This window comes from Mycobacterium kyorinense (assembly GCF_002101735.1).
GTDB classification, from domain to species: Bacteria; Actinomycetota; Actinomycetes; order Mycobacteriales; family Mycobacteriaceae; genus Mycobacterium; species Mycobacterium kyorinense.
This window is the reverse complement of record NZ_LQPE01000163.1, coordinates 137,775-151,928: the sequence shown is the minus strand read 5'-3', so window position 1 is coordinate 151,928 and position 14,154 is coordinate 137,775. Positions and strand designations below refer to the sequence as shown.

Below are 14,154 nucleotides of genomic sequence, written 5' to 3'. Positions count from 1 at the left end.
GCTTGCACTTGTGCTATCGCATTTGATAGCATCGGCGTATGCCGAACGTGCTGATTCGCGATGTGCCAGCCAAAGATCTCGACCAGATTCGGTCGGCAGCTGCGGCGCGTGGAATGTCGCTGCAGGCTTACCTTCGCGAAGCAATGCACGCGCAGGCGGCGCATTTACGCAGGCGTGAGGCGTTGAACCGGACCGCCGCCCGGCTTAGCGGTAAACGAGCCGTCGAAGAACAAGACCGTCAGGCGGTGCTCGAGGCGATCGATGACGCACATGCTGAACGTGGCGCCCGCCTCGGCCGGAAACCGTGATCGTCGACGCTTCGGTTGTCATTGACGCAATCGTCGACTCCGGTCGCCGAGGCCGGGCTGCCCGCCGGACCCTTGCGGATCATCCAGCATCCGAACCTCTCATAGCGCCAGGACATTTCGCGGTCGAAATCCTCTCCGGTCTCGCGGCAGCCGCGAACCGGCCAACACACCCACTACAGGCCGAGCAGATCGACCAGGCACTCAGGGACGCTGAAGCGCTCGAAATAACGATCGAAGCCACACCATGGGCTGACGTCCGGCGCGCCTGGGCTCTGGCTCAGACCTCACTCCGCTATCCTGATGCCATCTATATCGCCAGCGCGGAACGCCTTGCGACCGCATTGATTACCAGTGACACCCGCATCGAACGATCCGGGGCCCCGGTCCGCTGTCCGATCATCACAGTCCAACCCGCCGACGATGAATGAATCTCCCGCGATCATGCTCTCGCACCACCCGGCGACGGTGCTGCGCGTCATCAACCCCATCATGCGGTTGCTGCTGAGCTTCGCCGGCCGGAAGACGGGACGGCCGTACTCGATTCCGGTGAACTCCCACCGGATCGACGGTGACCTCTACGCACTGACCGATGCCCCGTGGAAGCAGAACTTCCGCGGCGGCGCGACCGCACAGGTTGTCCACGACGGCAAGACGACCAGCATGCACGGCGAACTCGTCGAGGACCGGGCCGTCGTCGCGGATGTCTACCGGCGCTGCGCGCAGTCCTGCGGCGACAAAGACCCGCAGCGCACAATGGGTTTGAAGTTCCGCGACAAGCGCATCCCGTCGACCGAGGACTTCGCCGAGGCGGTCGACCGACTCGGTCTGTCCGCTATCCGGTTCCGCTGCGGCGGCCCACGCTCTACCGTATTGCCATGACAGAACAGTCACCCGCGATCACGGAATCGCACCCGCCGGAGGCCGTGCTGCGAGTCGTCAACCCGGTGATGCGGTTGCTGCTCCGCACGCCGGTGCCGAATCCGTTACGCAAACAGTTGATGGTGGTCAGTTTCGCCGGACGAAAAACCGGGCGTCGGTACTCGATCCCGCTGAGCGCCCACTGGGTCGACAACGATCTGTATGCGCTGACCGGCGCAGCCTGGAAGCGCAATTTCCGCGGTGGCGCCGCCGCTGAAGTGCTGCACGACGGCAAGACGACGAGCATGCGCGGCGAGCTGATCGAGGACCGTACGGCCGTCGCGGATCTCTACCATCGCGCCGCGGAGTCCTACGGCGCCAAGGAGGCCCAGCGCGCGATGGGGCTGAAATTCCGCGATCAGCAGGTCCCGACGCTCGAGGACTTCGCCGAGGCATTCGACCGCATCGACCTGGCCGCTATCCGGTTGACTCCGGCCTAAGCTGCTCGCGCAGCCGCTCGACCAGCCGGACCAACCCGGTGTGGTGTGACCCGGGCCAGTAGATGCGCCCGCATTCGGTGCAGCGGCGAAAATCGTTGTAGTAGCGGCGAGTCAACGGCTCCAAGTGCTCGATCACCTCGTCCTTGGAAACCGTGGCCAGCGTGCCGTTGCATCGCAGGCATCGGGTCAGCGGCGCCACGCGTTGCGCCAAGTCCAGTCGCCGGATCACCTCCAGCGTCTGCTCTTCGGCGTGCTCGGCGTGCACGAACAGACCATGGGTGATCGCCCGGCGCTTCAGCAGACCACGGTCGCGAGTCAGCAGAATCCGCTGCTGGCTCAGGCTGATTTCTGCCAGGGTCTGGTCGTCGGCGTCATTCGACCACCACACGTCGAAGCCCAGCATCCGCAGCAGCCGCGCCAGCCGGCCGAGGTTGACGTCGACGACGAAGCGCGGATCACGCAGCGGCACCGGCCGCAGCCGAGCCGTCGACCCGACGTCGAGCGCCTCGAACATCGGGTAAGCGGCGATGCGGTCGCCGACCTCCGGGCGGTGCGCGAAGCCGACCGGGTCGCCGTTGACCAGGATGAGGTCGACCTCGGTGTGCGGAACGCCCATCGCCTCGAGGATGTCCTTGACCGTCTGGTGCGACCGGAACGGGCGGCGCACGGTCACCCCTCGCGACTCTGGTCCGAGGAACTCGTTGAGCTCGGCGTATGCCCGGACATCCACATAGCCGACCATTGCCCCATGGTCGCCCCGCGAGATCGCGGGGCACAAGCCTCACAGCGACACCTTGGCTTTGTCGCGCAACGCCAGCACCCGTTGGTGGATCCGGTACTCGGTGCTGCGCGGCATTCCGCCGGGGCCATAGCGACCGCGGCCGAGCCGTCGCACCCGGCCGTATCCCATCTCCCAGCGCAATGCGTCCGAGATAGCCTTCGACGCACGCCCGCTCACGGCAAAGCCATGCCACCTGAGCGCGTCGGCCAGCTCGGTGATGGTTGCCGGCCCGTGCAGGGCCAAATGCATTGTCAGGACATAGCGGAGTTCGGTCCCCCGCAGCTGCAACGGTTCATTCATCAGCCGACCATCGCACCTGCCACCGACACGTCCCGTCTTGTCGCTGATAGCCGGGCATCCCGAAATTGCCGAATCTGCGGTAACAGATGTGGCTCGCTGGCCCCGAGTGCCTGGAGTGACGAATTCGTCACCGGCTCAACGCCTAAAAGCCCCACTTGTCGCTAGGAGGAGGGCACATCGTGCATACCTTCCGGCCGGTGACTCATGTGACACCTGGGACCCCAGCACCTCGTGCCGCGTACGTCCGGGTAATCACCGGCTGCTCGTACCCCGCTTCGTGCACCGCCCCACGCACTGCCGACGCGACGGCATCCACCCGCTCAGTCGGCACCAACGCGATCACACAACCCCCGAACCCGCCGCCGGTCATCCGCGCGCCGAAATCACCCGACCCCACCGCCGCATCGGCGATCACATCGATGTGCTCCGTGGTGATTTCGAAGTCGTCACGCATCGAGACGTGCGACGCGGTGAAGATGCCGCCCGCCGACGCGAAGTCCGACTCCCTCAGCGCCGCAACGAAATCCAGCACCCGCTGGTTCTCCGTCAACACATGCCGGGCACGACGGGCATCGACCGCATCGCCAACCGCGCGAAGCGCGGACAGGTCAGAAACCTCCCGCAGCGACGACACCCCCAGCAAAGCAGCCGCCCGTTCGCACGACGCCCGAAGGGCCGCATACTCGCCACCCGCGTGGGTATGCCGCGCCCGCGAGTCGATCAACAACAGCGCAACCCCCGCGGCTTCGGGGTCGAACGGCACCGGCCGCACGGTCAACTCCCGAAAGTCGATCAACAGCGCCCTCGCCGGCTCCCCGAACAGAGCCGCCAACTGGTCGAGCAAACCCGTTGGCGCACCGACGTATTCGTTTTCGGCGCGCTGCGCCAGCCGCGCCTGCGAGATACGGTCGACGCACACACCGGCGGCTGACACCAGCGCGCCCAGCACCGCGCACTCCAGCGCCGCCGACGACGACAACCCCGACCCGATCTCGACGTCACTGGTGACCGACATCGCCCCGCCCGGCACCGCATGCCCGGCCCGACGCAACGCCCACACCACCCCGGCCACATAGCCGGCCCAACCGCTGACGTCACCCGGAGCGGTGTCGAGTGCAATCCGCACCACACCGTCCATGCGGTCGCTGCGCACCACAAGCACATCGGTGTCCGACGGCTCGAACGTCACCGTGGTGCGCTGCGGCAACGCGATCGGCAGAGCGAAACCGAGGTTGTAGTCGGTGTGTTCGCCGATCAGGTTGATCCGCCCCGGCGCGGCGTATCGGATCGTCACCCCAGTTCTCGCAGCCGCTGGGCCACGGCTTCCGGCACCACGTCGCTGATGAACGCATCCATCGCCGATTCGGAGGCCGCCAAATACTTCAACGCGGTAGCGCTGCGCCGGATCGACATCAACTCGACGTGGAAGTAGCCCTCCCGCTGCGCGTCGGTGTCGGCGTACTGGTGCAGCGCCGACATGTACGGCAGCGGAGTCGAATACATCCGGTCGAAGCGCCGCAGCAGGTCGAGATAGATCTGCGCGAAGTCGCCCAGTTCGGCCTCAGAGAGCTCAATGAGGTTGTGCACGAACCGGTTCGGGTAGATATGCACCTCCACCGGCCAGCGCGCGGCGAACGGCACGAACGCGGTAAACGACGCGGTGCGCGCAACAATACGACTGCCGTCGGCAACCTCGCGCGCCAACAGGTCTTCAAACAGGTTGCGGCCACACCGGTTTCGATGCTCACGCGCCTGTTCCAGCAGGACAGCAGTCCGCGGCGTCAGATACGGGTAGCCGTAGATCTGACCGTGCGGATGGCTCAGCGTCACCCCGATTTCCTCGCCGCGGTTCTCGAAGCAGAACACCTGCTCGACGCCGGCCAGCGCCTTCAAGTCCGCCGTGCGATGCCGCCACGCGTCCACGACAAGCCGGGCGTGCGACACCTCCAAGTCGGCAAACGAACCCGTGTGATCCGACGAAAAGCAGATTACCTCACAGCGGCCATAACCGGGCACCGAGACGAAGTCGTCGGGCACCTGAAGCTCCCCACTGCCGCGCAGGCTGGGAAACCGGTTCTCGAAGACCACGACGTCGTAGTCGGGCGCAGGCACCTCGCTGGTCAACCCGGTCGGGCCCGGACACAGCGGACACTGGTCGGCGGGCGGCTTGTACGTGCGGTCCTGGCGCAGCGCCGCGATGATCACCCACTGCCCGGTCGTCCGGTCGAACCGCAACTGCGACGGGTGCGGATCCCGCGGCGGCAGCGACCGACGGTCTAGAACCGGCGCCGGGGTGTGACCCGGCAACGAGAAGAACAGCAGGTCGCGGCCGTCGGCCAGCTTCGCCCGGGTCGGCGCCGTCACGATGTCGAAGACTAATCGACCGCCGCGTTTGGGCCGCGGCGCCACAGTGCAGTAACGATGAGGAAGGCAGAAGGAGGCGGTCACGGGTGCGCGGGCGGTTCGAGCGGACGCTGAACTGGCTAATCGGCTCCGACCCCGGCGCGCTGCGGCTGCGGATGGCCACGAGGACGACGGCGGCTCTGGCATGCGCGCTGGTGATCCTTTTCCTGCTGGCCAAGGCCACCGGTCAGCCGGTGACCGTGGCGCTGCTCGGGGTGCTGATCACGATGGTCGCGGCGCGTTCGGTCAACGAGCCCGATCCCCGGCAGCAGAAGCTCACGATGGCGCTGCTGCCGGTGCCCGCCGCGGCGGCCATCTCCGCCGGCACGCTGTTGGCGCCGCACAAGCTGGTCAGCGACGTCGTGTTCGTGGCGGTGGTGTTCGTCGCGGTCTACATCCGCCGCTTCGGCCCGCGCGGACGGGCGCTGGGCATGGTCCTGTTCATGGCCTACTTCTTCACCCTGTTCTTGCGGGCCACCACGGCCGAGCTGCCCTGGCTGATCGGGGCCGTGCTCGTCGGCACGCTGTGCAGCTTTGTGTTCGCCACCTATGTACTGCCCGATCGGCCCGAACGCGTGCTGTCGGCCACCCTGCGCGCGCTGCGTGCCCGGATGGCGATCGTCGTCGACACCACCGCGGAGGGACTAAAAACCGGCCGGCTCGACGAGCGACGGCGCCGCCGCCTGCGGGCCCGGATCGCCCGGCTCAACGAGACCGCCCTGATGGTCCAGAGCCAGCTCGAAGACAAGGTCAATCCGGCGACGCTGCCCGGGCTCACCGGCGAGCAATTGGCGCTGTGGCTGTTCGACGCCGAACTCACCGTCGAGCGGGTCGCCACCGCCGGGGCGCGAGCCGCCACCGCCGACATTCCGGCCGCGGACCGCGCCGAACTGGCCGCGGCGCTCACCCAGCTGGCCAGTGCCATCCGGCTGCCGGACCGCGGCGGGCTCGACCAAGCGGCGGCCATGGCGCAGCGGATACTCGACCAGCGGCCAACCGACCGGGCCCGGCGCCTCGCGATGGCGATAATCGCCACGGCCACAGCAACTTCCGAAATCCGCGCGCGAGTCGAACACCCCGGAAGCTGGGCGCCCACGCCCGTCGAAAGCGAACCTCCCGAACCCGGTCTGCGGCCGACCACCCGGCAAGCCATTCAAGTCGCCGTCGCCGCATCGCTGGCGATCGTCGTCGGCGAACTGGTATCCCCGGCGCGCTGGTACTGGGCGGTGATCGCGGCGTTCGTCACCTTCGCCGGCACCAACTCCTGGGGCGAAACCCTCACCAAAGGCTGGCAGCGACTCCTCGGCACCGCGCTCGGTGTGCCGAGCGGCGTGCTGATCGCCACGCTGGTCTCCGGTGACCGCGGCGCCTCGCTGGTCCTGATCTTCGTGTGTCTATTCTGCGCCTTGTATGTCATGAAGATCGCCTACAGCATGATGATCTTCTGGATCACCACGATGCTGGCTTTGCTGTACGGCCTGCTGGGCCAGTTCACCGTCCACCTGCTGTTGCTGCGCATCGAAGAGACCGCGATCGGCGCGGTAATCGGCGCCGCGGTCGCGATCCTGGTGCTGCCGACCGACACCCGAAAAGCCATCCGCGACGACGCCCACACGTTTTTCACGACGCTGTCCAACCTGATCGACGCATCGGCGTCGTCGCTGCTCGGCAAGGCCGCCGGCAACCCGACGGACCTGGCCCGTCAACTCGACCGCAACCTGCAGCAGTACCGGCTCACGGCCAAGCCGCTGATGGCCGGGGTCGCCGGGCTGTCCGGGCGCCGCAGCATCCGCCGCGGGCTACGGATGCTCGCCGCCTGCGACCACTACGGACGGACGCTGGCTCGCAACAGTTACGACGACGCGCCGCCTGAGCTGGCCGACGCCGTGAGCGCCGCGGCCGCGCAGGTCCGCCGCAATGTCGAGGCTCTGGACGCCGCGCGCGACGGCAAGGCGAGTGTCGCCCCTGCCACCGACCACCTCGACGCCGCCGAGACTCTTGCCCGCGAGCTGGACGGCTCCCGTCTGCTGGCTGCCCTGCACGCGCTGCGCCAGATCGACCGGGCCGTGGTCACCGCCGCCGTCGAGCTGGGCGCCGAGGAGGCGGTTACCAGACCCGTATCCAGTCGATGAGCATCTCGGCCGGATAGGTTCCCGGCCCGGGATCGCCGCCGCCCGACCCGGCGACGGCCAGGTTTAGCACCGGAAACACCTGGTAGCCGGGGTCGTTGAACGGCCAGTCGGCAATCGAGCGCGCCGGAACAGTGAAATACGGCGCCGCGCCGTCGGTGTAGTCCTGCCAGAACCGCATGCCGGCGTCGTCCCACTGGCATCGCCAGGTATGCCACGCGCTGTCCAGCGCGATGTTGTGCGTCGCCCATTCGGCGCCGTTGGCCTTGGTGTGGACGGTGGTGGCCGACGGCCAGTTGCCGTTGCCGTACCACTCCATGATGTCGATTTCGCCGTTGTTGTCGTTGCCGAGCCAGAACGCGGGCCAGCAACCGGCGGTCAGGCAGTTGAGCTTGATCCGGGCTTCCCAGGTGTGGCCGATGCCGCCGCGCCACGAGCCTTGCACTTTGCCGCTGTAATAGGTGTTGCCCTCTTTTGCGGCGCGCAGCACCAAATTCGAGTTGCCGTCGAGGAACACGTTCTTGCGGTCGTCGCGGTATTGGCCGACGTTTTCCGGCCGTTCCCAGTACGTCGGGTCCTTCATCGACTCGCGGGCCCGCGCCACCATCCATTTCGACCGGTCGGGGGCCGAGTCGGCCGGGCCGTCGAACTCGTCGTGGAACAGGTAGTTCCCGGATGCCGCGGGCGGCGCGGCCTTTGCCGTGGGAACGGGAATCGCGGCGGTCAGCAGGCCGAACCCCGTCATCATCATCATGCTGCGTCGATCCATCCCATGCAGACTACCCATGCGAGTACCGCCTGCATCCGACGCGAGTAAAGCTCTACTCTACTTGCGTCGATTTGCTGAACATCGCTGGTCACACGCGTATCGTTAGCCTCTCGGGGGAGCCTTCGGGGGCCGGAGGCGTATGTGAGCCCTGACCAATCCAATACGACGATCAACGAATTGCTGGACCGCGCGGTGCGGGCCATCAATGCGGGCGACCGCGCGACCGCGACCACCCTTGCCGGACAGGTCCTTTCCGTCGACCGCGGCAATCCGGAGGCCGAGGACCTGCTCGCCGCTCCCGCCCGGTACGGCGAAATCCGCCGCCTCACAATCATGTTCGCCGACCTGGTGGATTCGACGGTGCTGTCCACCCGGTTGGAGCCGGAGACCTATCGCACGCTGGTGGGCCGTTACCGCGACGAGGTGTCCCGGCTGATCGACCGGTACGAGGGCCATATCTGCTCGATCAAGGGCGACGGGCTGCTGGCGGTGTTCGGCCATCCCAAGGCACACGAGGACGACCTGCGGCGCGCGATCGCGGCCGGGATGGACATCACCCGGGCGGTGGCCCAGCTCAGCGAGCAGGCCAGCCGCAAGTTTGGCGCGCCGATCAACGTGCGGGTCGGCATCCACCGCGGCCTGGTCTACCTCGACACCGACCAGGACGACGTCTACGGATTCGCCGCCAACCTGACGGCCCGCATCTCCGGGCTGGCCGAGCCCGGCACCGTCGCGGTGTCCGACGCGGTGGCGCCGCTGGTGCGCGACGCGTTCGAGCTCAGCGCGCGCCCGCCGGCCGCGGTGAAGGGCGTCGACGGATTGATCCCGCATCACCGGGTGGTCACCGAGCGGCCGAGCGCCCCGCCGCTGCGTCCGCTGCCGCTGATCGGGCGCGACCGGGAACACGACTGGCTGCAGCACAGCTGGCAGCGGGCAAGCGAGGGCACGCTGACCATTCCCGGCGTCGCACTTCGCGGCGAGCCTGGAATCGGCAAGACCCGGCTCGCCGGCGAGGCCGCCGGATTGGCCCGGGCCGCGGGCGCACCGGTCGTGGAGCTGATCGGCTCCCCGCTGCACACCGACACCGGCCTGCACCCGGTGCGCATGCTGTTGGAGCGGCACTGCGGCATCACCCGGCTCACCGACGGCCCGGAGCGACTTCGCCTGTTGCAGGACGAATTAGTCTCCCGCGCAATGGATCCCGAAAGCACGGTGCCGCTCTTGGCGCCGGTGCTGGGCGTCGGCCCCGAGCACGGCTACCACCCGGCCGCAGTCGAAGGCCACGCGCTGTACCAGTCGATCGGCGCGGCCGTGCGCCAGTACGTGTTGGCGCGCATCGGCGATCGAGCGGGGTTGGTGGTCGCCGAGGACGTGCACTGGTTCGACCCGTCCACTCTGGAACTGATCACCGCGTTGCTGGGAGCCGCCGACGGCCGCCTGCTGGTGGTATTGACCGGCCGCGAGGACGGGTGGATGCAATCCGATTGGCCAGTAACGCTTTTCGACCTTGCACCGTTGACCGACGAGCAATCCGACGCGCTGATCGACGCGTTGGATCCGGCACTGACCGATGCGCAGCGGGCTGCGGTGCGCCGCCGCTGCGACGGTGTGCCGTTCTACCTCGAACACGTCGTCGGCGAACTCGACGCCAAATTCGGAGTGCCCGAGGCGCTGTACGAGCCGCTGTTCGCCAGGCTGCATCGCCCCCACGCCGATGCGGTGCCGGTCGCGGAAGCGGCCGCCGTCATCGGGCGCTCCGGCGACATCGCCTTGCTTCGCGCCGTGGTCGGCCGCGACGCCGAGGACGTCGACGACATTGCCGCCGAACTCGTGCGGGCGCGGGTGCTCGAACTCAGCGGCAACGACGGCTGGCGATTTCGCCACGAGCTGCTGCGCGAGGTGGCCGCCGAACTGGCGCCGCCGTCGCTACGCCGCGACCTGCACGCCCGCACCGCCCGCGCGCTGGTCGACGCGGCCACCACCGTCGAGCCTGATTGGCGTGTGGTCGCAGACCATTTCGAGCAGGCCCACCTGTACGACGAGGCCGTCGCCGCCTACCAGAAAGCCTCGGTCGACGCCCGTCGCCGCGGCGCCATCGCCGAGGCCCGCGCCTGCCTGACCGACGCCGTCAACCAGCTCGCCCATTGTCCCAAAGGACCGGAACGCGACCGCAAAGAGATCGCGATCCGGCTGGAGCGCGGTTTTTTGGCCGGCGCCGTGCAGGGCAGCATGAGCGGGGAGGGACCCGCCGAGGTCGAACGCTGCCTCCAGTTGGCGAGCAGCGGCATGTACCAGGACGAGCTGTTCCTGACCTTGACCGCGATGATCGCCTACTACTACAACAGGGCCGAGCTGCGCCGGCTGCGGGAACTGATCGACTCGCTGTCCAGCCGGATTCCGCCGGACCGGCTCTGGAGCTATCCGGCGATCGAATCCTCACTGGGCGGGGTCATTTGGCTGGAGGGCGACTTCCCGGCCGCTCGCGAACATCTGCTGCGCGCGCTGGCCGACCGCTCCGCCGCCGACCCGGGCGAATTAGGCGCGGCGTGGTGGATTGCCGACGACCCCATCGCCGCGGCGCACATCTACTTGGCGCGAACACACATGGTGTGCGGCGACCTCGATCGCGCCTACGCGGAGCTGGCCGAAGCCGCCCGGCGCTGCGACGCCCTGGCGTTCCCGCAAAACGTCTACAACAGAGCACATCTCGACTTCGCGACGATTTGGCTGTACTCGGAGGCGGGCCAATTCGAGCAGGCCGCCGCCGTGGTCGCCGACCTTCGCCGGCTCAGCGAGCAATCGGGTCTCGACATGTGGCAAGGGGTTGCCGCGACCCAACATGCGACGGTGAAGGGCCTCGCGGCATTGAGCGCCGGCGCCGACCCGGACACCCTGATCAGCCGGGCCAGGAAAATCGCCGGGTGGGTGGACGCCTCCCGGCACCTGCATCTCAACGTCTATCTCACTTTCCACGACTCGGTGATCGGCCGACTCCTGACTGCGGCGGCCCGGCCGGAAGAGGCGCGTAAGCGGTTGGACTGGGCGCTGCAGCACGCGCACGAGACCGGGATGCACTTCCACGACGCCGAGTTGATGCGCGTGCGGGCCCACACGTTGCCGGAGCCGTCGCAGCAACACGAGGCGCTGCGCACCGCACTCGAATTCGCCCGGAAGCAGGGCGCGACGTTGTTCGAATTGCGATGCGTGCTGGATAGCTTCGAGTTGCACGGCGACGGCGACCGGTCGGCGCTGGCCGACGTCGTCGACCGCTTCCCCGGCGACGCGCGGTGGCCCGAATACGCGCGGGCGGAAAAGATCCTGTCGTGACATCGGTCGCGGTGCTGGGCGGCGGAGTCGGCGGGCTGACCGCCGCACACGAACTCGCCGAACGCGGATTCGACGTCACCGTCTACGAGCAGCGCGACGCGTTCGGCGGCAAGGCCCGCTCGATGCCGGTGCCGGGCTCGGGAACCGGTCACCGCGAAGACCTGCCGGCCGAGCACGGATTCCGGTTCTTCCCCGGCTTCTACCGCCACATCCCCGACACGATGGCCCGAATCCCAGGCGCCAACGGAACCGTGGCAACCCATCTCACCGCGTCGACGCGAATGCTGCTGGCCCAAGACGGTCATCGCAACGAGATCGTCGGGATCGCCGAACGGCCGACGTCGCTGGACGACATCGAGGTGATGATCCGGTTCATGTGGGAAACCGGTGTCGGCCTGGGCATTCCGCCGGGCGAACTGGCCTGGTTCTTCGATCGCCTGCTGACGCTGATGTGCTCCTGCGACGAACGCCGCTTCGACGAATGGGAGCAGGTCAGCTGGTGGCAGTTCATGGGCGCCGAACAGCGCTCTCCCGCGTTCCAGAAGTTCCTGGCCGACGGGATGACCCGAACCCTGGTCGCCGCACGCGCGCGTGAAATGTCGGCGCGCACAGGCGGATTGATCCTATGCCAGCTGATGTACGACCTGGTACGCGGCGACGGGCGGATGGACCGGGTGCTGGACGGCCCGACCAGCGAGGTGTGGATCGACCCGTGGGTCAGCTACCTGCGCGGCATGGGCGTCACACTGCGCGGCGGCTGCGAGGTCGACGAAATCGACTGCAAGGGACACCACATCACCGGTGTGACGATTTCCGGTCCCGGCGGTCCGGAGCGGGTGCACGCCGACTATTACGTGGCGGCGCTACCGGTCGAGCGGCTGCGCATGCTGGTGTCGCCCGCACTGAGCGCCGCGGAGCCGCGGCTGGCGGCGCTGCCGGCACTGGTCGTGCGCTGGATGAACGGCGCCATGTTCTACCTGTACCGCGATGTGCCGCTGGTACACGGGCATGCGATTTTCATCGACTCGCAGTGGGCGCTCACCGCGATCTCGCAAGCCCAGTTCTGGCCCGGCATCGACTTGGAGAAGCGCGGCGACGGGCTGGTCAACGGAATCCTGTCGGTCGACATCTCGGAGTGGAAACGCAAGGGCGGGCACGTCAAAAAGATTGCGATGCACTGCACCCCGGCCGAGATCCGCGAGGAAGTGTGGGCCGAGCTCGTCGACGCCATCGACGACGGCTCGCTCGACGCCGCCAACGTGCACAGCTGGTTCCTGGATCCCGCGATCCAGCAGCCGAACCCGACCGGGGCGACCAATTTGGAGCCGCTGCTGGTCAACACCGCGGGCTCGTGGGCGGACCGGCCCGACGCGGTCACCGCGATACCCAACTTCTTCCTGGCCGCCGACTTCGTCCGCACCTACACCGATTTGGCGACGATGGAGGCCGCGAACGAAGCGGCGCGCCGCGCGGTCAACGGCATCCTGGACGCGGCCGGTTCGCCGGCGTCGCGCTGCGCGATCTGGAAACTGCGCGAACCCGCCGTGCTGGCACCATTTCGCAAGCTGGACCAACTGCGCTGGCGGCTGGGCCGGCAGGTCGTCAAGCCGCCCATCCGGGTCAAGCCCGACGGCAAACCGCGCCACAGCGGCCCGCTGGCCCGCGTGCTGCTGGCGATCACGCGTCGCGGGCGACGCTAGGTCAGAGCAGCTTCTTGATCAGCGGGTGCGGTTTTTCGGCGATGCCCGCCAGCGCGGCTATGTTCGCGCCGACGTTGTGGCTTTCCCGCTTGCTGATGACATTGACGATGTGGTGGAAAGGTCTCCACTTTTCCGGCGGGTCCAGGTACCAGGCGCCCAGCGCCGACGTCCACGCCGACTGGTTGACCATCTTCTGCTTCGCCTGGGCCGGATTTTCGGCCAGAGCAACGGCGAACCACCAAGCGCCCGTACGGAATTTGACGATCAGCCGTCGGATCCAAAAGGTCTCGTTCGGCACCAACCAGCGGATCCGGCGGAACTCCGGTGACAGCTTCTCGATGATGTCGAGCAAGCCGGGGACCTGGCTGCCCAGCAGGGCGTTGACGCGAAAGAAATCCGGCTCCAGATCTTGCAGGGTATGAGGCGCGACGGTCGCGGCGCTGACACCCAAATCGAAACAGATGTGGGCGTTCAGCCCGGTCATCATGTGCTGGATCATGGTTGCGTCGCTGTCCGCCTGCCCGACGAACGAGACCTCCCACGGCGCCGTCACCCCGTGATAGGCGTGCGGATGGAAATACGCATTCAGCGCGTCGAAGTAGCGCTTGGCGAAAACGAGGTCGAACCGCTGCATCTGTTGCGGATCCTTGAACGCGCCGTCTTGCAGGCCTTGCCGCACGGCGAAGGTCGCCCGTTTGTACAGCACGGCGAAGTAGCCGATGGTGCTCTCGGCGTTGATCGACCAGTCGATGATCCGATCGAGATTGCGCGCGACGTCGTCGACGCTTGTGGGTTCGGGCAGGCGCGGCAATGGCCCCGGCGGGGGCGTAGACAGGGGAACAGCCATGTGAGGGATTCTCACCACGCGGGCGATAGCCGACTAGGGTAGTCGGCTACCCGAATGTCGGCTGAGCGGTTCACGTCCCAAGGCGTGGCCGCTGAGCGTGGTGGCAGGTCCAGGCTTCGAACCTGGGTAGGCATACGCCGACGGATTTACAGTCCGTCACTCTCGGCGTTTGTACCAAAAAGCTGTGTTGGTTGTGCGAGCAATACGCAGTCAGAGCGTTGGTTGTGCCGGC

At 67.4% G+C, this 14,154-nt stretch carries 13 protein-coding genes; 7 read left to right on the top strand and 6 right to left on the bottom strand.

What is annotated here, in order from left to right; genetic code table 11:
- The first annotated feature begins 38 nt into the window (after window positions 1-38).
- The 4 genes from AWC14_RS24200 to AWC14_RS24185 are packed head-to-tail and all read left to right on the top strand — an operon-like array spanning window position 39 to window position 1,666.
- Window positions 39-308, top strand: coding sequence for a hypothetical protein (locus AWC14_RS24200; protein ID WP_052425533.1), 270 nt, complete (start codon window positions 39-41; stop codon window positions 306-308).
- A complete protein-coding gene (locus AWC14_RS24195) occupies window positions 305-736 on the top strand; it encodes a type II toxin-antitoxin system VapC family toxin (RefSeq protein ID WP_081968064.1) in 432 nt (143 codons plus the stop codon). The genes AWC14_RS24200 and AWC14_RS24195 overlap by 4 nt, the downstream gene beginning before the upstream one ends.
- Window positions 729-1,187, top strand: a complete 459-nt coding sequence (locus tag AWC14_RS24190; protein WP_045376585.1) for a hypothetical protein — start codon at window positions 729-731, stop codon at window positions 1,185-1,187. The genes AWC14_RS24195 and AWC14_RS24190 overlap by 8 nt, the downstream gene beginning before the upstream one ends.
- Entirely contained in the window at window positions 1,184-1,666 is a 483-nt protein-coding gene (locus tag AWC14_RS24185) for a hypothetical protein (protein ID WP_045376588.1), read from the top strand. Before AWC14_RS24190 ends, AWC14_RS24185 begins: the two co-directional genes overlap by 4 nt.
- Here AWC14_RS24185 and AWC14_RS24180 read toward each other — a convergent pair.
- The 4 genes from AWC14_RS24180 to galT all read right to left on the bottom strand — a co-directional run bounded on the left by AWC14_RS24180 (window position 1,644) and on the right by galT (window position 5,111).
- The gene (locus AWC14_RS24180; protein ID WP_045376591.1) at window positions 1,644-2,408 is read right to left on the bottom strand and encodes a Mut7-C RNAse domain-containing protein; all 765 of its coding nucleotides are present in this window, start codon (window positions 2,406-2,408) and stop codon (window positions 1,644-1,646) included. The genes AWC14_RS24185 and AWC14_RS24180 overlap by 23 nt on opposite strands.
- 39 nt (window positions 2,409-2,447) lie before the next feature.
- Window positions 2,448-2,747 carry a hypothetical protein gene (locus tag AWC14_RS24175; protein ID WP_045376594.1) on the bottom strand — a complete coding sequence of 100 codons (300 nt, stop codon included), beginning with the start codon at window positions 2,745-2,747 and terminating at the stop codon, window positions 2,448-2,450.
- A 202-nt stretch (window positions 2,748-2,949) separates the two neighbouring features.
- Window positions 2,950-4,041 carry a galactokinase gene (locus AWC14_RS24170; RefSeq protein WP_085241473.1) on the bottom strand — a complete coding sequence of 364 codons (1,092 nt, stop codon included), beginning with the start codon at window positions 4,039-4,041 and terminating at the stop codon, window positions 2,950-2,952.
- Window positions 4,038-5,111, bottom strand: a complete 1,074-nt coding sequence (gene galT / locus AWC14_RS24165; RefSeq protein WP_235215857.1) for a galactose-1-phosphate uridylyltransferase — start codon at window positions 5,109-5,111, stop codon at window positions 4,038-4,040. The genes AWC14_RS24170 and galT overlap by 4 nt, the downstream gene beginning before the upstream one ends.
- Window positions 5,112-5,266: 155 nt before the next feature.
- Between galT and AWC14_RS24160 the strand changes: the two genes are divergently transcribed.
- A complete protein-coding gene (locus tag AWC14_RS24160; protein WP_052425537.1) occupies window positions 5,267-7,282 on the top strand; it encodes an FUSC family protein in 2,016 nt (671 codons plus the stop codon).
- Here AWC14_RS24160 and AWC14_RS24155 read toward each other — a convergent pair.
- On the bottom strand, window positions 7,257-8,057 hold the full coding sequence (locus tag AWC14_RS24155) for a glycoside hydrolase family 16 protein (RefSeq protein WP_142281824.1): 801 nt from the start codon (window positions 8,055-8,057) through the stop codon (window positions 7,257-7,259). The genes AWC14_RS24160 and AWC14_RS24155 overlap by 26 nt on opposite strands.
- Before the next feature lie 132 nt (window positions 8,058-8,189).
- Between AWC14_RS24155 and AWC14_RS24150 the strand changes: the two genes are divergently transcribed.
- Together AWC14_RS24150 and AWC14_RS24145 are read left to right on the top strand one after the other, a co-directional pair.
- A complete protein-coding gene (locus tag AWC14_RS24150) occupies window positions 8,190-11,375 on the top strand; it encodes an ATP-binding protein (RefSeq protein ID WP_045376608.1) in 3,186 nt (1,061 codons plus the stop codon).
- Window positions 11,372-13,075 (top strand): hydroxysqualene dehydroxylase, encoded by a 1,704-nt coding sequence (locus AWC14_RS24145; RefSeq protein ID WP_057003082.1) that lies wholly within the window; start codon window positions 11,372-11,374, stop codon window positions 13,073-13,075. Before AWC14_RS24150 ends, AWC14_RS24145 begins: the two co-directional genes overlap by 4 nt.
- A gap of 1 nt (window position 13,076) precedes the next feature.
- Here the strand turns inward: AWC14_RS24145 and AWC14_RS24140 are convergent, their stop codons facing one another.
- Complete coding sequence (locus tag AWC14_RS24140) at window positions 13,077-13,922, bottom strand: DUF5995 family protein (protein WP_057003081.1); 846 nt, start codon at window positions 13,920-13,922, stop codon at window positions 13,077-13,079.
- Between the last annotated feature and the right edge of the window lie 232 nt (window positions 13,923-14,154).

Coding starts and splice junctions, on each gene's coding strand:
- AWC14_RS24185 (WP_045376588.1), top strand. CDS start 1,184: ATGACAGAACAGTCACCCGCGATCACGGAATCGCACCCGCCGGAGGCC.
- AWC14_RS24180 (WP_045376591.1), bottom strand. CDS start 2,408: ATGGTCGGCTATGTGGATGTCCGGGCATACGCCGAGCTCAACGAGTTC.
- AWC14_RS24175 (WP_045376594.1), bottom strand. CDS start 2,747: ATGAATGAACCGTTGCAGCTGCGGGGGACCGAACTCCGCTATGTCCTG.
- AWC14_RS24200 (WP_052425533.1), top strand. CDS start 39: ATGCCGAACGTGCTGATTCGCGATGTGCCAGCCAAAGATCTCGACCAG.
- AWC14_RS24160 (WP_052425537.1), top strand. CDS start 5,267: ATGGCCACGAGGACGACGGCGGCTCTGGCATGCGCGCTGGTGATCCTT.
- AWC14_RS24140 (WP_057003081.1), bottom strand. CDS start 13,922: ATGGCTGTTCCCCTGTCTACGCCCCCGCCGGGGCCATTGCCGCGCCTG.
- AWC14_RS24190 (WP_045376585.1), top strand. CDS start 729: ATGAATGAATCTCCCGCGATCATGCTCTCGCACCACCCGGCGACGGTG.